This window comes from Pseudomonas sp. 18173 (assembly GCF_050432945.1).
Taxonomy (GTDB): domain Bacteria; phylum Pseudomonadota; class Gammaproteobacteria; order Pseudomonadales; family Pseudomonadaceae; genus Aquipseudomonas.
Window position 1 is genome coordinate 231785 of record NZ_JBKFTN010000004.1, and the last position, 19934, is coordinate 251718.

Annotated in this window: 17 protein-coding genes; 5 read left to right on the forward strand and 12 right to left on the reverse strand. The window is 55.7% G+C overall.

What is annotated here, in order from left to right; genetic code table 11:
* Positions 1-79: 79 nt before the first annotated feature.
* The 3 genes from ACLD1X_RS06490 to ACLD1X_RS06500 form a co-directional block, all read right to left on the reverse strand.
* A complete protein-coding gene (locus tag ACLD1X_RS06490) occupies positions 80-1474 on the reverse strand; it encodes an undecaprenyl-phosphate glucose phosphotransferase (protein WP_429366627.1) in 1395 nt (464 codons plus the stop codon).
* A 381-nt stretch (positions 1475-1855) separates the two neighbouring features.
* Positions 1856-2515, reverse strand: coding sequence for a winged helix-turn-helix domain-containing protein (locus ACLD1X_RS06495; RefSeq protein ID WP_429366628.1), 660 nt, complete (start codon positions 2513-2515; stop codon positions 1856-1858).
* Between the two features lie 294 nt (positions 2516-2809).
* On the reverse strand, positions 2810-3550 hold the full coding sequence (locus ACLD1X_RS06500) for a winged helix-turn-helix domain-containing protein (RefSeq protein WP_429366629.1): 741 nt from the start codon (positions 3548-3550) through the stop codon (positions 2810-2812).
* 577 nt (positions 3551-4127) lie between these two features.
* On the opposite strand from ACLD1X_RS06500, the gene ACLD1X_RS06505 reads away from it, so the two are divergent.
* The gene (locus ACLD1X_RS06505; RefSeq protein WP_429366630.1) at positions 4128-4961 is read left to right on the forward strand and encodes an undecaprenyl-diphosphate phosphatase; all 834 of its coding nucleotides are present in this window, start codon (positions 4128-4130) and stop codon (positions 4959-4961) included.
* A 55-nt stretch (positions 4962-5016) separates the two neighbouring features.
* Here the strand turns inward: ACLD1X_RS06505 and dusA are convergent, their stop codons facing one another.
* Positions 5017-6012, reverse strand: a complete 996-nt coding sequence (gene dusA, locus ACLD1X_RS06510; protein ID WP_429366631.1) for a tRNA dihydrouridine(20/20a) synthase DusA — start codon at positions 6010-6012, stop codon at positions 5017-5019.
* A gap of 357 nt (positions 6013-6369) precedes the next feature.
* Positions 6370-7563 (reverse strand): acyltransferase family protein, encoded by a 1194-nt coding sequence (locus ACLD1X_RS06515; RefSeq protein ID WP_429366632.1) that lies wholly within the window; start codon positions 7561-7563, stop codon positions 6370-6372.
* Between the two features lie 820 nt (positions 7564-8383).
* Between ACLD1X_RS06515 and ACLD1X_RS06520 the strand changes: the two genes are divergently transcribed.
* The 3 genes from ACLD1X_RS06520 (at position 8384) to ACLD1X_RS06530 (ending at position 11720) form a co-directional block, all read left to right on the forward strand.
* Positions 8384-9769 carry an MBOAT family O-acyltransferase gene (locus ACLD1X_RS06520; RefSeq protein ID WP_429366633.1) on the forward strand — a complete coding sequence of 462 codons (1386 nt, stop codon included), beginning with the start codon at positions 8384-8386 and terminating at the stop codon, positions 9767-9769.
* 11 nt (positions 9770-9780) lie between these two features.
* Positions 9781-11316 (forward strand): alginate O-acetyltransferase AlgX-related protein, encoded by a 1536-nt coding sequence (locus ACLD1X_RS06525; RefSeq protein WP_429366634.1) that lies wholly within the window; start codon positions 9781-9783, stop codon positions 11314-11316.
* A 182-nt stretch (positions 11317-11498) separates the two neighbouring features.
* Entirely contained in the window at positions 11499-11720 is a 222-nt protein-coding gene (locus tag ACLD1X_RS06530; protein WP_429366635.1) for a hypothetical protein, read from the forward strand.
* A gap of 52 nt (positions 11721-11772) precedes the next feature.
* On the opposite strand, the gene ACLD1X_RS06535 is transcribed toward ACLD1X_RS06530, so the two are convergent.
* From ACLD1X_RS06535 to ACLD1X_RS06565, 7 genes are all read right to left on the reverse strand, one after another.
* Positions 11773-12201, reverse strand: a complete 429-nt coding sequence (locus ACLD1X_RS06535; protein ID WP_429366636.1) for a DUF2628 domain-containing protein — start codon at positions 12199-12201, stop codon at positions 11773-11775.
* A gap of 166 nt (positions 12202-12367) precedes the next feature.
* Positions 12368-13129 (reverse strand): transporter substrate-binding domain-containing protein, encoded by a 762-nt coding sequence (locus ACLD1X_RS06540; RefSeq protein WP_429366710.1) that lies wholly within the window; start codon positions 13127-13129, stop codon positions 12368-12370.
* A gap of 118 nt (positions 13130-13247) precedes the next feature.
* A complete protein-coding gene (gene copD / locus ACLD1X_RS06545) occupies positions 13248-14171 on the reverse strand; it encodes a copper homeostasis membrane protein CopD (protein ID WP_429366637.1) in 924 nt (307 codons plus the stop codon).
* Positions 14172-14174: 3 nt separating this feature from the next.
* Positions 14175-14558: a copper homeostasis periplasmic binding protein CopC gene (copC, locus tag ACLD1X_RS06550; RefSeq protein ID WP_429366638.1), complete on the reverse strand. Its 384-nt coding sequence runs from the start codon at positions 14556-14558 to the stop codon at positions 14175-14177.
* Between the two features lie 52 nt (positions 14559-14610).
* Entirely contained in the window at positions 14611-15474 is an 864-nt protein-coding gene (locus ACLD1X_RS06555; RefSeq protein ID WP_429366639.1) for a copper resistance protein B, read from the reverse strand.
* Between the two features lie 10 nt (positions 15475-15484).
* Positions 15485-17191 (reverse strand): copper resistance system multicopper oxidase, encoded by a 1707-nt coding sequence (locus ACLD1X_RS06560; protein WP_429366640.1) that lies wholly within the window; start codon positions 17189-17191, stop codon positions 15485-15487.
* A 108-nt stretch (positions 17192-17299) separates the two neighbouring features.
* Positions 17300-18001 carry a murein L,D-transpeptidase catalytic domain family protein gene (locus ACLD1X_RS06565; protein WP_413421523.1) on the reverse strand — a complete coding sequence of 234 codons (702 nt, stop codon included), beginning with the start codon at positions 17999-18001 and terminating at the stop codon, positions 17300-17302.
* Positions 18002-18082: 81 nt separating this feature from the next.
* Between ACLD1X_RS06565 and ACLD1X_RS06570 the strand changes: the two genes are divergently transcribed.
* Complete coding sequence (locus ACLD1X_RS06570) at positions 18083-19837, forward strand: L,D-transpeptidase family protein (RefSeq protein WP_429366641.1); 1755 nt, start codon at positions 18083-18085, stop codon at positions 19835-19837.
* Positions 19838-19934 lie beyond the last annotated feature (97 nt).

The window sequence follows — 19934 nt, forward strand, 5'->3', positions numbered from 1 at the left end:
ACCCCCATCTCTTGAATCACAGCCACGAAAAAGGGGACTTGCGTCCCCTTGCCGTGTTGCGTTGCGCCGCCCTAATCCATCAGTAGATGTCCTTCGACAACAGCGTGAACGGCGTCTTCAGCAGAATCTTCAGGTCCAGCCACAACGACCAGTTGTTGATGTACTTGAGGTCGATCTCGACACGCTTCTGCATCTTGTCGATGGTGTCGGTCTCGCCACGGCAACCGTTGATTTGCGCAAGGCCCGTAATGCCCGGTTTGATTCGATGGCGGGCCATGTAGGCGAGGATTTTCCCGGAATAGTAGTTGTTGTGCGCGACGGCGTGGGGGCGTGGGCCGACCAGCGCCATGTGTCCTTGCAGCACATTGAACAGTTGCGGCAGTTCGTCCAGCGAAGTACGACGGATGAAGCGTCCGACGGCAGTGATACGCGAGTCGTTACGGCTGGCCTGCTTGACCTCGCGATCATCGTGTACACGCATGGAACGGAACTTCCAGACCTGAATCACCTTGCCGTTCCAGCCATGGCGGTCCTGCTTGAAGAACACCGGGCCGGGCGAATTGAGCTTTACGGCCAGTGCAATGACCAGCAAAACCGGGCTCAGCAGGAGAATGGCCAGCAGCGCCACGCTTTTTTCCACCAGGCTTTTACTCAAGGCGGCAGTGGGCCGGCTGGTCAGCGGACTTTCGTTCAGGTAAATCGCCGGCAGGCCGTCCACGACTTTCACCGAGTGATTGAGCAGCGTCAGGCTGTTCAAGTCCGGCACCCAGACCACGTCAACGTTGGCATCCAGCAAATCGACGTACATGGCTTCGATTTTTGCCGCTTCCGACAGGGGCAGGGTGATGTACAAACGACGAATGTCATGGGTCTTGATCAGCTCCAGCAGGTTCTCCTGGGCACCGACGATGCGCGGAGCACCCGGTACCAGGGAAGGAAGGGCACCATTGCTGACCAGGCCCACCAACGGCAGGTTTTCCAGGTTGCTCAGCTTGTTCGCCAGTCCCAGCGCCAGTTCACCCGTGCCGACGATCAGGGTTTTATGCTCGCTTTTGCGTGACCGCTGGTAGAACTTCGAGAACGCATGCAGTGGTGCATACAGCAGCGCCTGACCAAGAAAACCGTACACTGCCCAACCCAGGATGACCTGCCGGGAAAACAGCTCATCGGCCTTGCAGATAAACGCGATGCAGGCCAGCGCAGCCATCGTCATGGACCAGCCCATGAACAGGCGCCCCAGTCCTGTCAGATAGTTATCTCTTTTTCGGTACACGCCGCTGAACGTATAAGCCGGAACCGAGGCCAGTACGGCGAGTGTTGCGCACATTCGGTAATAGAACTCGACCGTTCCAGTGTGCTGTTCAGCCAGTATGAACAATAAAGAAACTACAAAACCCTGTGCCAGCGCCCATTGCCCCCAAAAGGTAAGTCCCTTGAGGCCAGTGTTTCGATTGATACCAAGCGTGAGATCCATACAATATCCCCAAAAGACGTCCATTCAGGTTTCGACAGTTGAAATCCGAGTTGTTAATTAGGCTTGTTATTGTTGTTGAAGCGAGTGTCCTGAGGTAACAACGTCGATATGCCGAACTGTCGTCAGTCAATAGACTAAGTTATTGCTGGAGATACTGTCTGACGAGTTATAACAAGATGGCAAAGTGCCAACTATTAAAGTTTCAAAAAGACTCTGGTGTTAGAAAAGGTCGAATCGGAAGGGGTAAACAATCAAGGTGCTGTTTGATATTGTAGGGGGGTAAGAGGGGCTGGCTATTGCGGAGGTGGAACCAAACAGAGTGCTTTTTTATTGTTGTAATCGCACTGTTTTCTGTTTGTTTTATTCGCTTGAGGGGGGGGCTTACACCACGATTTCCTGTATCAGGCAATAGCCTCGATTTCTCACGGCGCGGAACAGCCGTTCACCGTTACTGGCGCTTTTGAACTTTTCTTGCAATCGGCTCAGGCACATTTCCAGGCCGCGATATTGTTCCGGCTCTCTGCCGATACTGAGGATCAGGTCGTCTCGACTTACCACGCGTTCTTCATGGTGCAGCATTTTCTTGACCAGCGCGGCTTCCAGACCGGTCAGGCTGATCTCGACACCCTCTTTCACCAATACGCTTTGATCTTTGTCGAGTTGCCAGGCTTCGCTGCAAGGAGTATCGACCTCTATTGTGCGCGGAGTGTCGTTAGCCGCCACAGTTGTTGCCGGCATGCTGTGGAATGGATTTGCGGATTGCGCTGCCAGCCATTCTGACTCCAGAGTGGCCAGGATTCGCTGCGTATCATGTTCGATACTGCGTGCGACGTTTTTCCTTGAAACGCTTGGGTAGGTGAACTCCATCAACACGGGAGCGGAAGAGGGTGAATCAACACCTTCAATAAACATTTGTGCCTGGGAGGTACCAAACGAGTTGAAGCGCTCACTGGACAAAATGCTCTCAAGTTCGCGCTGCGACGTTGTACTGTGGGTCACGACGACAAAGTATTTTCTTGGGAGGGTTGTACTAGTTTCCATGTCTCTCTCCTGAAGTACGCACCAAATTTGGCTAAAAAGTGATCGGCAGGGGAGTAATGACTCCCTCGGAAATAATCGAAAGGCAGGGTCTGGGCCCCAAATTTGGCCCTCGATAGGTTCCACTCGATCTGCTGCTATAGAATAAACTTTTATTTTTATGGTTCGATGTTGTCACGGCCATGGAATTGATAAATTGCCTTCGGTATGAAATACAAAAAGCGATGAAATCCAGATCTTTGTATCGTTGAGGAAATAAAATGGCAACTTGATATTAAAGCGCCGTTATTCTGTCTCTCAGGGGGTTGAAATCAGTCCCCTCATCAAGCGGTATCCGTGCCCCCGGATGCTCTGGATGGCGTTGGTGCCATACATGTCCTTGATTTTTCCACGAAGGCGACTGATGGATTTTTCCAGCGCCCGAGGGTCATAAAAGTTGGTGTTAAGCCCCATGATGTTGGCAATTTCATCGTGACTTAATATGTGGTTACTGGTGCGCGCGAAGGCTTCCAGAATCTTCATTTCTGCAAAGGAGATATCCAGTTTCTTGCTGGTACCCAGTAGACAAATACGGGTGGGGTCCAATATCAGATTGATATCTCTTTGCCATTCTTCACTGTTAAAGAAACCGGCAAGCAACTCGGAGCCTTCGTCGGCCAGGGTATTGAACTTGATACAGTGGTCGGCCCCTGCAAGAAAGTACTTTATCTTGTTGTAGGTGCCTCGGCCGGTGATGACCGCACAAATGATGGGCTTCAAGTTACCGGTGCGCAGGCTTTCTACTAACGCGAGGCTTTCCTCGAGGGCCGGGGGGCTGTCGATGACGATGAAGATGGCGCGATACGAACCAGAGCGTTCATTCTTGTTGGACGAACTAGTGTACGAATTGGCCTCTAGTGCCATATCGGTCCGCACATGCCTTGCGACTAGCGCTCTAAAATGTTCAGCCACGCCACGGGTACGACCCAGAGTGAGAACACCGGGTTCATCATTTGTCTGGCGCTGGCTTCTAGTCGCTAAGTTCCCTGTAAGCATCATGCATTGACTCGAATAGGTGCTGACATCGGGATGTTAAAGCACCGGTTCTCATCTGTGACTGACAATTGGTAACATTTACGCGATTTTTAGAGGTGGCTCTCGAGTTTTCTAACAATAACTAAGCTTTTCAAGCTTTTAGTTGATTTTCTGGGCTGTCTGAACTAGTAGGAGCGCGCCGTTAGATGGTGGCAATATGGAATTGTGCCACTGTTTTTAGTCGATGGCGATTTATTTTTCATGTCCATTTGCCACTATTTAGATATCTGCGTGCCATCATTCATTCGGGGGTGGTCATTTCATTGGAAATACAAATAGTGTGAGAGCGGTCACATTTTATTGAATGGAAAGATTTTTTTCTACTGGGCATCTAAGTACTTGTGAAAGGTATTCGTACACGGACGATTAATAACATGGCTTGAGTGTGTCTTTTGATAAGACATATTCTCCCCTGCTACATCAGGTTGCGGGTGTGGATGTTTCGGGATGTTTCGGGATGTTTCGATTGTTTTGCTGAAGCTGCTCAATATCTGAGTGCAGTTGACGGACCGTTCTCAAAGAACGATCTGACGGAGGATTAATGGATTTCTGGACCCTTTTCAAAGTGTTGGTCTTAGGTGCGGTAGAGGGCCTGACCGAGTTTTTGCCCATATCCAGTACGGGTCACCAGATTATTGTTGCGGACTTGCTGGCATTTGGCGGTGAGCGCGCCATGGCGTTCAACATTATTATTCAGCTAGGTGCAATACTTGCCGTTGTCTGGGCGTTTCGCTCGAAGATTCTAGAGATCGTCAAAGGATTGCCGACCCAGCGCAATGCACAACGTTTCACCCTGAATTTGCTGATCGGTTTTCTTCCGGCAGTCGTTCTGGGTGTCTTGTTCGCCGACCAGATTCATGAATACCTGTTCAACCCGATCACCGTCGCGGTCGCATTGGTCGTGGGCGGCATTGTCATGTTGTGGGCGGAGCAGAGAGACCACGTGGTACAGGTCGAGCATGTCGACGACATGCACTGGTCGGATGCGCTGAAGGTAGGTTTTGCGCAATGCCTGGCGATGATACCGGGCACATCCCGTTCCGGATCGACCATTATCGGCGGCTTGCTGTTTGGTCTGTCGCGCAAGGCCGCCACCGAATACTCGTTCTTTCTGGCGATGCCAACCATGGTCGGCGCGGCGGTGTATTCAGGCTACAAGTACCGGGGGCTGTTCCAGACCAGCGATTTGCCAGTTTTTGCCCTGGGCTTCGTCACGGCATTTTTTTTCGCCATGATCGCCGTACGCGGCCTGCTCAAGTTCATTGCAAACCACAGCTATGCCGCCTTCGCGTGGTACCGGATCGCTTTCGGATTGTTGATCCTGGCAACCTGGGCATTCGGTTGGGTGAACTGGACAGCGGCGACCGCCAGCTGACAGAGGAGCCAGGCGGATCAAACCGCCTGGCTGAAATGGCGGCAATATCCGGGCATCAACGCCCTTCAAGCAACTCGGCAGCTTGATCCAGCAAGGCCAAAGGTTCCTTGGCCTTGTGGATATCCACCGACAACAACTGGCGGAACTTGCGCGCCCCCGGGAACCCGGTGCCCAGGCCCAGCACATGTCGAGTGATGTGGTGCATCGACCCACCGGCATCGATATGCGCCGCGATGTAAGGCCGTAACTGCGCCAGCGCCTCGGCGCGGCTGATCACCGGTGCCGTGCTGCCGAACAGCTGCTGATCCACCTCGGCCATCACATAAGGGTTGTGATACGCCTCGCGGCCCAGCATCACGCCGTCGAACGTCTGCAAATGCTCGTGGCAGGCTTCCAGCGATTTGATCCCGCCATTGAGAATGATCTCCAGCTCCGGAAAATCCGCCTTCAACCGCGCCGCCACGTCGTAGCGCAGGGGCGGAATGTCGCGGTTCTCCTTGGGCGACAAGCCCTCCAGAATCGCAATCCGCGCGTGCACGGTAAAACTGGTGCACCCGGCATCGCGCACCGTACCGACGAAATCACACAACTCTTCGTAACTGTCCCGACCGTTGATCCCGATCCGGTGCTTGACCGTCACCGGAATCGACACCGCATCACGCATCGCCTTCACACAATCGGCCACCAACTGCGGATGCCCCATCAGGCACGCGCCGATCATATTGTTCTGCACCCGATCACTCGGGCAGCCGACATTCAGGTTCACTTCGTCATAACCATGCTCCTGCGCCATGCTCGCACAGGCTGCCAGGTCCAGCGGCACACTGCCGCCCAGCTGCAACGCCAGCGGATGCTCGGCCTCGTTGTGCCGCAGAAAACGCTCGTGATCGCCGTTGAGCAGGGCACCGGTGGTGACCATCTCGGTGTAGAGCAGGGCGTTCTTCGACAGCAGGCGCAGGAAAAAGCGACAGTGGCGGTCGGTCCAATCCATCATGGGGGCGACGGAGAAACGGCGGGAGAGCGAGGCGGGTGTGGCGGTGGTTACGGACATGGGGGATCTGGAATCGGTGAGGCTGGGAGGTGGGGGAGTTTATCAGGAATGGGCTTGTCAAAGCGCAAACCGCAGCTGAGGCGACCAGTGAGGGCATAGTGTCAAACACCGCGCCGGCCGGCAGCATGGTGCATTGCGTCGCAAGAGCCCGGCTTGTCCCTGTGCATGCACAACGAATTTCTGCATCCCGATGCCGACGACCAAGGACGGATCGCCTTGGCAGCCTGGCATCCCCGGTGGCACCAAATCATGAATCAGTTTCTTTACACCGACAAAATAGCCAATGGACGTCTGCGAGCGAGCATTTGCCAGGCAGAAAAAAGCCCGCGCTTGGCGGGCTAGGCTTTGAATGGTCAGTCAGGGAAGTGCAGGCTGCACGTTTCCTTGAAGGACTTGGGGTTGAGCAGCGCCCGGCTTATGCATGTAGCGTTTTTCAATGAAAATATACGATGCAGTCGAGACGATCGAAGCAAAGCACAGGGTCAGTCCGGCAAAAATAGCAAAGTTGATGATCGATAGGGATCCCATGTCGCCCACATAGAAATGGGCCGCACCAAATACCAGAAACAAAATCATGCTGTGCAGTAAGTAAAAGCTGTAGCTGACGGAGCCCATGGCTATGAACGTGCGAGCGGATAATATACCGGGGCGGGAAATCGCGAGTGCAATAAATAGAATGGATACGTTGATCCATTGTTCAAGGCCGTAAGTTGTCTTCAATCCTGCACGATAGAACATGAAGACCAGTGCGGCAATGGCCACAAGTGCTGCAATAGTACGGATCTGTTTACTGAATTGCTTTGAAACAATAAAAAAACTTACTGCGCCTGGAATAAAAAACGACCAGGTACTTAGGCCAGTAAGCCAGAGATCAATAACGGCGAACAGAATTATGGCACCCAGTGTCGCTCTCGTACTTTTTTTCGCCGCGATATAAAGAATTGGCAAAACGAAATAGAAGCGCCACTCGATGGCGAGCGTCCAGGCCACACCAATCAAACGGACAAAATTGAACTCGTTGATGGTCGGTATCGCAAGCAATCCAAACCCAAAGATACCTGGGAGAGACATGATTATCTCGGCAGGAGCTTGTTTGATCGGCCATGAAAACCAGGCCGCGATTGCAAGTGCAACTGTGGCGGCGACGAGAAATGCGGGGACAATTCGTCGCACACGCTTGGCGTAAAAGTCTGTCCAGTCTACAGGTTTTTTTGAAAGTATTTTGCTGGTAAACAGTAGCCCTGTTATGCAGAAAAACAACTGCACACCGAGGGCGCCGAATAATACAGGCGTCTTGCTATCGCCAGTATCCAGATAAAAAACCTTCGGCATGATCACCAGATTGGCCAAGACAAACGGGGTATGGTTCAGCGCTACAAAAGAGGCCGCAACGCCTCGCAGGCCGTCAATCCATTTGGTTTCCGTATGACCTTCAGGAGCAAGTGACGGTATTCGTCGCGACAAGAAAAACATCGGGATGAATACACAAGGAAAAAGGGAAGCAAGCAACATCCAGATTTCTGGAGTGTGCATGATGAATAGTGGTTCCATTGCGACGACCTTGGAAAATTCGCGGAACCTTATCAGATATTGGCACAATGCCTCTACTGGATCTCTCTCGTTTTCGCCAAAATCCCGCACATCGTATGACGGCCGAAAAAGCCCCCCTCGTCGACACACATCCATCGCAAATCGCTGCAGCCTCTCAAGGCCGCAGGGTAGGCCATGATCTCGCGCCCGGTTGACCTGTAAACCACCCTTGTCCGCCCAGGAAGCGGGTGCAGAGGAGGGGCGCTGCCAACGACGCCGAAAACGTACGTTGCGCTCTGGAAGCAAGCGATCGGATGAGGCGTTTATCTAGATGACGCTCGCGGTACTCCTGTTGCCGGGATGCCCCCAAACCATAGGTCGCCGGCCGATCCTGAAAATCAGGAATAAACAGTAGCTGGCATGAGTGACTGTAAGCTGTCATCTGCGGGCTGTTGCAAACCTTCAGGTGTCACAGAGCCAGCATCTGTAGACTTACCGATAGGGCAGCGATACCATGCGCGCGTCGAAATTCACCGGTAACTGAGTTGCGAAACAGGGGCTTTCATCGCTCGGCGCAACTCAGATAGAGCTTTTAGAGAACTTCAAAATGCTGGTTGAGTTGGCACTGTCCAAGATGATGTGGCTATGTTGCATAGTCTGTCGCAGTGCATTTGATATGGCACAAACACGCAGCTAGTTAAACTAACCCTAATCGGCCTAATTCCACATGATTTTTAGCTCATGGCAGTTCATTCTGCTTTTTCTGCCAATCTCGTTTTTCGTCTATTTTTGGCTAAATCACCGACGCTTGATCACCGCAGGAAAGGTCTGGTTGGTTGCCGTGAGCCTGTTTTTCTACGCGTATTGGGATATCCAGTACCTACCTCTGATACTGGGTTCGATTTTCTTGAATTTCGCCATCGGTACAGGGCTTGCCCAAGCGCATGGGCAATCTATTGGTGAGATAAAAAAGCCGCATCATGGGGTCAACAGGAAAGTAGTGCTGACAACTGGCATTGCAGCCAATCTGATGTTGCTAGGCTACTTCAAATATACTGATTTCCTGCTTGGCAACATCAATGTCGTCCTGGGCACGAGCTACACACTGCCTCACATCTTGCTGCCACTTGCGATCAGCTTTTTCACCTTTACGCAAATTGTTTATCTGGTGGACAGCTATCGAGGAGAGACAGCGGAATATGATCTGCTGAATTATTCGCTGTTTGTGACGTTTTTCCCACATCTTATTGCCGGGCCGATCGTTCATCACCGCCAGATAATGCCGCAGTTCGCCTCACGCTGGACACTGACCCAGAGATACCCGAATATTCTGAAGGGTTTATTTATCTTTTCGATCGGCCTTTTCAAGAAGGTTGTTATCGCAGACAGTTTTGCCGTCTGGGCAACGGCAGGATTTGATAGCGGTCAGACACTTGGATTTTTTGCTGCCTGGGCAACAAGCCTGTCCTACACATTTCAGCTTTACTTCGACTTCAGCGGGTATTGCGACATGGCAATTGGCGCGTCGCTGCTATTTAATATCTGGCTGCCAATAAACTTCAACTCGCCCTACAAGGCGCTGGATATCCAGGATTTTTGGCGACGCTGGCACATTACCCTCAGCAGTTTCCTGCGCGATTACCTTTACATCCCGTTGGGGGGGAATCGTTCTGGAAAATACCGCACCTATTTCAATCTATTCGCCACTTTCGTTCTTGGCGGCTTATGGCATGGTGCAACATGGATGTTTGTGATTTGGGGCGCCATGCATGGCGGCGCTCTTGTAGTCCATCGGTTCTGGACACGTTTTCGCAGCCCGATGCCACCAGTGCTCGCGTGGATCGTGACCTTCATGTTCGTGAACTTCACATGGGTGTTTTTTCGCGCCAAGACCTTGGATGATGCCTTCCGCGTGCTGAATGGAATGATCGATTTTCGCTCCGCGTTTGGCCATACCATTGCTGCAACCCCGACATCAGACTTGGCGTGGGGTGGCTGGCTGTCTGACTTGGCTTTGAAAGTAATGCCCGCAAGCCTTGTCGGGCAAATGCCCATTTACCTCGCAATTATCTTCGCTTTTGCGATCATAGCCCAAAAGAACTCGATGGAAATGGCAAACGGGAGCATAGAAAGGTGGAAGCTGATTTATGGCGTCGCCCTGCTCTCGGTGGCAATGTGCTTTACGCTGGCGGCTACTAGCTCAGTATTCCTTTACTTCAACTTTTGATTGCACTCATTATGAAACGTAGCATATTCGTTTTCTTATTTTCGGTTTTGCTGGCACTGCTTGCAGTTCCGGCAATCAACATAATTGTTGCGCCGAGCCGCGATGCAATCAAGCTGAAGGAAAAGTCATTCCTTTATAACGTGGACTTCGTGTCCAGATGGGCGGCAACGCTGCTTTATCCGCTCGGTATCAGTACAGATCCGAAGCAGGTGATCGTTGGCAAAGATGGCTGGCTTTATCTAGGGGATATGTACCAGCAAACGATATCCGATGACAGACGCCCTGCAACGGAAAATGACACGCTCATTGGCAAGCAGATTGGGGCCGCTACCGAGGCTTGGGATGCTTACCTTGCTGGCAAGGGCGTAAAACTCTTCCGAATCATGGTCGGACCGAACAAAGGCACAATTTACCCGGAACACATGCCTTCCTGGGCCAAACCGGCCGTGTCTAACCCTACTGATGCCCTGCTGGCAGAAACAGGGGGGGAACATTACATAGACCTCAGGCCACCTTTGTTGGCTGCCAGGGAGACACAGGACGCAGCTCTCTACTACAAGACGGATACGCACTGGAACGACCTGGGTGCCGGGATTGCATTCCGTGCCTTTGCCCAACAGGTTGGAAAAGCTGCCCCGGAGCTTCAATGGCCATCAGAAAAGACGTATGAAGTCGCTCGAGTCGATCCGCGAAAAGGAGGCGATTTGGCTAATTTTCTTCGACTCACAGCAAGCCTCACTGACTACGAGCCGATAACTCGTGCATCCAGTCTGTCCGTAGAAACAACGGAGTCTGACTTCGATACCAAAAAAGTCCTTCGCCATGGCGGTAACCCGGTGGTTGGCTCTCCAATGACGCCACTTCTAGTCACGTCGGTTGGGGCGCTGAATAACAAAAAGGTTCTTTGGTTAAGAGACTCATTCGGAAACTCGTTGTCTCCCTTGATGGCTGCAACGTTTAGCGACGTACTTCAACTCCATTGGAGTGAGGCGATAAAGCCAGGCGGCCGTTTTTCTCAGCTTGTTGAAGAATTCAAGCCTGATTACGTTTTTGTCACTGTGGTCGAGCGTTCTGCGAGAACACCTTCGTTTGCCGCTTACCCCCCGCCGGCCTTTTTTCCCAAGGGTAAAGATTTTCAGGCGGTTCGGACTGTTGCACCCGTAAGGTCAAATAATCTGATACCGGGCCCGTCCGAGAGCGAATACCAAATCAATGGAAATGACGCCTTTGTCGATTTTGCTCTCCTGGATTCCGCCACCCAGTCAAATGCGCAGTATCTCAATATCGGTCTGACTTGTGCTGACGGATCACCATCGGTTCCACTGCAATTATTTTGGCTCGAGGATGGGCAATCAGGCTACGACGAAGAGCACAGCGCAAGATTCTCGATTCGCACAGGGCAAACTTTGATTGACCTTCGTACGCTGCCGAAATGGCGTTCCGTCGCTTCCATCAAGCGGGTCCGCGTGGATATTGATTCTGTAGGTTCTTGTACTCGCTTCAAGCTCAACAACCCGAGCTTTGGTGTAAAAACCTCGTCCCTTTGAGAGGTTCTGCGATTACAGACGATGTCGATCCGCGAAGCGGCGGGGGGAGAATATAACCAGGTGCGCAGGGTTCCTGAACCATCGCTGTCACCTTGCAAAGTTTCATGAAACGTGGCGCAGGCGAGGCATAGGATGGCGGTCAAAGGTCATGTCCCCATGCCTCAACCCACAGGAATAAAAAAATGATCGCAAACCTCGTCAAAGTCTCACTGATTGCCGGTGCTTTGTTGTTGAGCGCCTGTTCGGGTGTGAGTTCTCATCGCGATTATGCGGCCGACTCCGTGCAACCGGCCGGTTTTGGTCCGGGGCCGACCCGCAGCAACCCCGACAAGATGAATTTCCATGGCAGTGCACTGGGCAACAGTTTTGGCGAGTATGGTTCAGGCTTGCTGCACGACGATTGACCGGTGGCGCAGAACGGTGGAGTGATTTCCACCGTTGCGCCCTGGGTGAGACTCAGACGAGCCTCAAACCTTCAAAAGGATTCCAGCCTTGCGAGCCTTTTACCTGTTTCAGGTAATAGGCGTAGTTGGCGCTTAATCCGTACATCAGTGCAAAGGCGATATTTATGCCGGTGTCGAAGGCCTTGGGTGCTTCTTCATAACCCAGCAGGGCGAAAACCACTGCCAGGGCGAAGGATAGGGCAACGATGATCGCAATGATTGCCAGGTTCTTTTTCCACAGTCCAAGCACGAAAAAGTAGATCGGCCCGAAAAAAAATGCGATGAAGTTCAGGTTGATCAGGATGCGCTTGCGCGCGGGCAACTGCTTGAAACCCGCTTTGAAATCGGGGCTTTTGGGGGCGCCGTACTGATCAAAAAAAGCGAAACGTTCTTGCCATTTCGGGCTGACATTGTAGGTTTGCAATTCATCCGTGCTGCTCATGGTCTGTCCTTTTTTGAGGGTTTTGCTCGGTCGAGGTACCGACCGAAATAGCGTTCGGTGCGCTCATCAACACGTCCTGCCTATGACCGGACTGCTGCTGGCGCGAAATCAGTTTCAAGCATGTATCGAGATTTAACAAGCCATGACAAAGAGCCTTGGCACGCCGTTACTTGCCTTCAGGCACCGCCAGCCACTGCCGCAGAATCTTCTGGTAATTGCCCGTCGCCTTGGCCAGGTGCAGCCATTGATCTACGTACAGCTTCCAGGTGATGTCGTCGCGGGGTAGCAGGTAGGCTTTTTCGCCGTATTGCAGGTAGTGCGTCGGATTGACTGCGCACAGGCCCGGTTTGAGCTTCTGCTGGTACAGCGCCTCCGATGCATCGGTGATCATCACGTCGGCCTTTTTATCCAGCAATTCCTGAAAGATGCTGATGTTGTCGCGCAACTGCAATTGCGCCTGGGGCAGGTAGGCGTGGACGAACGCTTCGTTGGTGCCGCCGGCAGGTTCGACCAGGCGAACCGAGGGTTGGTTGATCTGTTCGACGGTCTGGTACAGCGCCTGGTCTTCGCAGCGCACCAGCGGGATTTTGCCGTCGACGTCCAGGGTGGTGCTGAAGAAGGCTTTTTTCTGCCGTTCCAGGGTGACCGAGATGCCGCCCATGGCGATGTCGCACTTGCCGGCGAGCATGTCGGGCATCAGGGTTTTCCAGGTGGTGGGCACCCACTCGACCTTGACGCCAAGGCTTTCAGCCAGGGCGCGGGCCATGGCAATGTCGATGCCGGAATACTCGCCGTCTTCGGCTTTGAAGGTGTAGGGCTTGTAGTCGCCGGTGGTGCAAACGCGCAGTTGTTCCTGTTGCATGACGCTGTCCAGATGCGAAGGTTCTGCCTGGGCACCAAGGGAGAGTGCGAGCAAGCCGCCGAGCATCATCGATCTTGTGCTGTTTTTCATTGTGATCGGGCTTTTGTGCTGGAGTGGGTTTGAAGCGGGGGAGTGTAGTGAATCTTTCACCGGTGTGAAAAATCAACGCCCCCCTGAAGATTGCTCATTCCCCTTCCGGGCTCAACGTCCCCAACCATGCCACCAACCCCACAATCAATACCGCAGCGGCCATCTCCACTGCCACACTGCGCCGAAGGGCATGGGCTGCCGCGCGATACTGGCCCTCTCGCAACGACTGCTCCAGCAAAGGCCCAAGATGAAAGCGGTTCAATGCCGCCAGCACCAGCATCCCGGCAAACAGCAGCACCTTGATCGCCAGCAGAATTCCGTAGTGGCTGAGTAAAACCTCATCGAGCGTCGGCCCGACGATGAACAGGTAGTTCACCACGCCGGTCACGGTGATGATTACAACGATCAGTGCACCGACAAGCTCAAATCGCCTGACTGCGCGAACCAGCAACCGTATGTGTGCTTCGGCTTGCAGGGCCCGGGGTTGCGCCATCAACGCAAACGCCAGCAACGCGCCGAACCAGGCGCCCGCCGCCAGCAGGTGCAGGATGTCCGCTGTAAAGTGCCAGAAACGACGGCTGCCTTCGTCCATGGCGCCATGCCCGCTCCAGGCCAGGCTGGCGAGGGCGATACCGCCGGCGGTGGCGGCAATCACCAGGCTGATGGCGGGCGCGCGTGGGTTGAGCATCAAGGCCAATCCCGCCACCGCTAACGCAATCATCCGCACGGCCCAGGCCAATCCGACGTCTGTCTCGAGCAGCATCATCTCGAGATGAGGGCGCAACTCGGCAATGTCTGATTCGCCGCTCATTACGCGGACCATCAGGACCATGCCGGCGATGGACAGCAGTGCGCCTAGCCCGGTTGTTGCCGTCAATAACCGGCGAAAGAGCAACACTGACCCGGATAGCCGTTCCTGTCCCTTGAAGCTGTAGAGCCCGAACAGCGCCACGCCAAACAACAGCATCAAATCCACATACAACACAAACCGCAGCACGACGCTGGCCGAGTCGCTCATCGATCATTTCACTTTGAACGTGACGTTGCCGGTGATCGGGTGAGTGTCCGACGACACCGCGCGCCATTCGACCTTGTAAGTGCCGGCGGTCAAGGGCGCTGTCGGCATGATGAACATGGTCTTCGGATCACTGCCGCCACTGACTTTTGCCTTGACCGGCATAGGGGCGTGGGCCATGCCGGCCATTTCGGTCATCAGCAGTTTGGCGCCGGAAAACTGGGTGACGAGGTTTTCGGAAAAGTGCAGTTCGATCTTGTCGGGTGATGCACCTTCTACGCCTTCCGCCGGGGTGGAAGAGAGCAGTTTGGGGTGGGCTTGAGCGAGGGTGCTAACAAGCAGGCCGCTGAGCAACGCGACTGCGATAGCGGTGGGTTTGATGAGGCGCATGCAAGGTCCTTTACCGCTTGAGGCGGTTGTTATTGGTGTGAGGTGAGTCTGTTCAGAACCACAGCCGAATACCGAGCACCAGGCGTGTTTCGCTGCGGTCCTCGCCTTCGTCGTTGGCAAAGTCGGCGGTGTTGCCATAGGTGCGGTTCCAGGTGACGCCGAGGTAGGGCGCGATTTCCCGACGGATTTCGTAGCGCAGGCGCAGGCCGGCTTCGGTGTTGGACAGCCCCGCACCGATGCCACGTTGCGGATCGTTTTTGCCGTAGGCGTTGAGTTCGACGGTCGGCTGCAGGATCAGCCGATTGGTCAGCAGGATGTCGTAGTCGCCTTCCAGCCGCACGGCGCTCTGGCCGCCTTCGCCAATGAAGGCCGTGGCTTGGGCCTCGAAGTTGTACAGCGCCATGCCTTGCACGCCGAGCGCGGCCCAGGTTTGGGGGGCGCTGGGTTTGAAGTCCTGGCGCACGCCGCTGACGACGTCCCACCACGGGGAAATGGCGTGGCCCCACAGGGCCTGGATTTCCGCGTCTTCGGTCACGCCGTTGCTGCGTTCGCCTTCGGAGCGCAGCCACAGGCGATCAATGTCGCCGCCAATCCAGCCGGACAAATCCCAGGCCAGGGTGCTGCCGTTATCGGCGTCCTGCCATTCCAGTTTGTCGGCGAGGAAAAACGAATTGAGTGTGCTGTCATGCACGCGGTGACCGGCGGGATCGACATACACCGCAGCGCGATCGGCATCGGTCAGCATGGGGATCGGCGTACGACTTTCGCTGGGCGCGGCGGGCTGCATCTGGCCTTCGTCCATGCCTTGCATCTGGCTGTGGTCCATCTGGCTGTGATCCATGCCTTGCATGTCATCGCTGGCGGCCATCGCCGTCGAGGTCACGAGGGCGAAAATAAACGGGGTGAATCGAATCATGGGGTGCGCCTCATTCTTCCACGCGAACTTCACGGAACATGCCCATTTCCATGTGGTACAGGAGATGGCAGTGATAGGCCCAGCGGCCGAGCGCATCGGCAGTGACCCGATAGCTGCGCCGGGAGCCCGGTGGCATGTCGATGGTGTGTTTGCGCACCATGAACTGGCCGTTCTCGTCTTCGAGATCGCTCCACAGGCCGTGCAGGTGGATGGGGTGCATCATCATCGTGTCGTTGACCAGCACGATCCGCAGTCGCTCGCCGTACTTGAGGTGCAGCGGCTGTGCATCGGAGAACTTCACGCCGTTGAACGACCAGGCGAATTTTTCCATGTGGCCGGTCAGGTGCAGTTCCAGGGTGCGGCCGGGCTCGCGGCCGTCCGGGTCTTCGAAGGTACTGCGCAGGTCGGAATAGGTGAGGACGCGACGACCGTTGTTGCGCAGGCCCATGCCGGGGTCGTCGAGTTTCGCCGAGGTGGACATGGCTTGCATGTCCACCAGCGGGTTGTCGGTTTCCGACGCCGGGTGGGCCTGCATGCCGGGCATGTCGCCCATGGCCATGTTGCTGTGATCCATGCCCGCCATACTGCCATGGTCCATGCCGCCCATGCCCATGTCATCCATGGTTACCAGGGGGCGCGGGTCCAGTGGTGGTAACGGCGCAACCAGTCCGGCCTTCACCGCGAGGGTGCCGCGTGCGTAGCCGGTGCGATCCATCGCCTGGGCGAACAGGGTGTAGGCCGCTTCGGTCGGTTCGACGATGACGTCGAAGGTTTCCGCCACGGCAATGCGAAACTCGTCGACGCTCACCGGTTTGACGTGCAGGCCATCGGCGGCGACCACAGTCATTTTCAGGCCGGGGATGCGCACGTCGAAGTAGGTCATGGCCGAGCCGTTGATGAAGCGCAGCCGCAGCTTTTCCCCCGGGCGGAACACCCCGGTCCAGTTCGAATCCGGCGCCTGGCCGTTCAACAGGTAGGTGTAAGTGGCGCCGCCGACGTCCGCAAGGTCAGTGGGGTTCATCTTCATTTCGGCCCACATCTTGCGGTCGGCGACGGTCGGGCCCCAGCCTTTTTCGCTGACATCGTGGATGAAGTCGCCCACGGTGCGTTTGTTGAAGTTGTAGTAATCGGACTGTTTTTTCAGGGTCTTCATCAGGCCGACCGGGTCTTCGTCGGTCCAGTCGCTGAGCATCACCACGTAGTCGCGGTCGTACTGGAATGGCTCCGGGTCTTTGGCGTCGATCACCAGCGGGCCGTAGACGCCGGATTGCTCCTGCAACCCCGAATGGCTGTGATACCAGTAGGTGCCGTTCTGGCGCACGGTGAACTGGTAGACGTACAGGCCGCCCGGCTCGATGCCCTTGAAGCTCAGCCCCGGTACGCCGTCCATGTTCGCCGGCAGCAGGATGCCGTGCCAGTGGATGGACGTGCTGTCCTTGAGCCTGTTGCGCACCCGCAGCGTCACCGTATCGCCTTCGCGCCAGCGCAGCAGTGGGCCGGGAATGCCGCCGTTGATGGTCATCGCGGTGCGTGGCTGCCCGGTGAAGTTGACCGGGGATTCGCCGATGAACAGGTCGAAATCGTTACCGGCCAACACCTGCGGTTCGCCGGGACTGCTCAGCGCCCAGACCGGCGTGCGCCATAACCCGAGGCCGCCGAAGAGCCCGCCGATGGCCAGCCCTTTGACGAAGGTGCGTCTTGAAGTGTGGGAGTGCATGCCGTGTGTTCCGCCCGTCAGCCTGTTGAACTTGTCGACGAGGCTAGCGGGCGGTGCCTTTCAGCAGGCTGAGGCAGGGATTACAGTTTTGACAGGTGGGGGCGTTGCTTACTGGCGTGAAGTGGACTTTTCCCTTGAGGCCACAGTGTCGCTGCCGCAATTGATGTAGGAAGACGACTTCAGCCAGCGCTGGTCCGGGTAGTAGGAAAACAACAGCTGCCCGTCCTTCATCGAGTCGATCAGCCGATGGGCTATCGCCGGTCTCACGGCCGGGCAACCCAGGCTGCGGCCGATCCGGCCGTTGGCGCGGGCCAGCACCGGGCTGACATAGGGCGCGCCGTGAATGACGATGGCCCGGTCATAGGCGTTATCGTTGAAGCCGGGCTCCAGGCCTTCCATGCGCAACGAGTAGCCGTTCTGGCCGAGGTAGCTCTCTTGGGTGCGGAACAGGCCGAGGCTGGTGGCGTGGCTTTCGTTGCGGTTGGAGAACAGCGTCGCCATGTTTTCGCCGCTGTTGCGGCCATGGGCGACCAGTTCGTGAAACAGCAACTTGCGTCGTTTAAGGTCGAAGACCCACAGGCGTTGTTCGGTCGAGGGCAGGGAATAATCGATCACTGCCAGCCTTTGGGCCGGGGCGATACCCTGGGCGCGGCTGCATTGGGTTGCGCGGACGGCCAGGGCAATCACTTTGGCGTCGGCGCCTGGTGCTGCTTTGACCAGCGCGTTTTCAAGCGAATCGGCGTAGGCTGACGTTACTGAAAGGCACGTCAGTAAAATGGCAAATAAAAGGCCAAAGCGGTTTAGCGCCATAATCGGGTCTCATCATGATAATTTCGAGTCTAGCAGCGAGTGGAAAGCTAGCCGTTTGAAACGGGGGATTAAGGATTATCCATGGTGCAATTAACAAGGTCATTCGTCATAAGCCGCCTGTTTTTTATGGGCTTCCTGATCAGCGGCGCGGCGATTGGGCAAACTTCGCCGATTGAGCCGGTATCTGCGGCGAACAGCACAACCGATGCCGCGGCGCCCGACGATGCGGTCGGCCAGGCGATTCAGGCGACGCTGGAACCGCTGCGCTCGGCCTTTCCGCCGTTGCTCACGTCCAGGCGCCATCAGCGTGTGGATGTCAACCGCGTGGTGCTGGATTTCTATATGCATCGCAATTACCGCGCGGCCTGGACGGATGACCGTGATGTGGCCCAGTTACTCAGGAGCCTCGAAGACACCCGGATCGACGGTCTGAATCCGGTGGATTTTCGCATCTCCGAACTGGCCCAGGCCCATGAATCGCTGGCAGCGGCCATGCCTTCCACGGCGCAACGGGCGATGTTCGACATGGCGGCCACCCGCACGTTCATCACCGCACTGCTGCAACTGCGACGGGGCAAGGTCGATCCGTCGCGGCTGGACATTCACTGGAACTTTGATCCGGCCGGTGGCGATGCCCGCGAGGACATGAACAAACTGTTCGCCGCGCTCGATGGCCATGACGTGGCACGCGCATTCGCCGAGGCGCCTCCTCAGGAAGAGATTTACCGCAACTTGCGTGAGGGCCTGGCCCGGTTGCGCCAGGTCCGTGATGCGGGCGGCTGGCCGAAAGTCACCGAGGGGCAATCGCTCAAGCCCGGCATGGACGGGGTGGCAGTCGCCCAATTGCGTGCGCGCCTGATGGCGGGCGGCTACCTGGATCCGCACCTGTCGAAAAAAGCCGGTTACGACGACAAGGTCATTGCCGCGGTGAAGAAGTACCAGGCCGAGCAATACCTGGGGGCCGATGGCGTGGCGGGGGCGGCGACGCTGGCGGCGCTGAACGTGCCGGTCGAGGCGCGGATTGATCAGGTGCGGGTCAACATGGAGCGCGCCCGCTGGCTGTTGTACAAGCTTCAGGGCACGTTCGTGATCGTCGATATCGCCGGATACAAGGTGGCGATGTACCGCGACGGGCTGCCGATCTGGCGTTCGCGGGTGCAAGTCGGTAAACCGGTGCGCAGTACGCCGGTGTTCCAGGCCGAAATCACCTATGTCACGTTCAACCCGACCTGGACGGTGCCGCCGACCATCCTCAAGCAGGACGTGATTCCGAAAATCCAGAACGATCCGGGTTATCTGGCGGCCAACCGGATTCGCGTGATTGATCGCGAAGGCAATGTGCTCGATCCGTCGAGCGTTGACTGGAGCAACCCGCGAGGCATCCACCTGCGCCAGGATGCCGGGCCCGACAGTTCGCTGGGGCAGGTGGTGATCCGCTTTCCCAACGACTATGCGATTTACCTGCATGACACGCCGCACCGCGAGCTGTTTGCGAAAACGGTTCGGGCCACCAGTTCAGGCTGCATCCGTGTGGAAAACCCGTTGCAACTGGTCGAGTTGTTGTTCAACGACCCGGTGCGCTGGAACAGCGCCGGCATTCAGAAGCAGTTGGCCAATGGCAGGACCGAGAACATCCTGCTGCCGGTGAAGGTGCCGGTGCTGTTGGCCTATTGGACTGTTGACCTGAGCAATGACGGGCGAGTGACGTTCAAGCCCGACATTTATGATTACGATGCCAAGGTGTTGCAGGGCTTGAGTCAGCCGGCGAAGTTGCCGGCCCTGGACTTGCGTCGTGCAGAGATACCGCTGGTGGTGACGGGGCAGAACAAACTGTAACGGAAGACTGAAAACGGGCGCTATGGGCTAATGCTAATGGCGCTATGGGCTAATGCGAATACTGTAGGAGCGAGCTTGCTCGCGATGAACTTAAGAA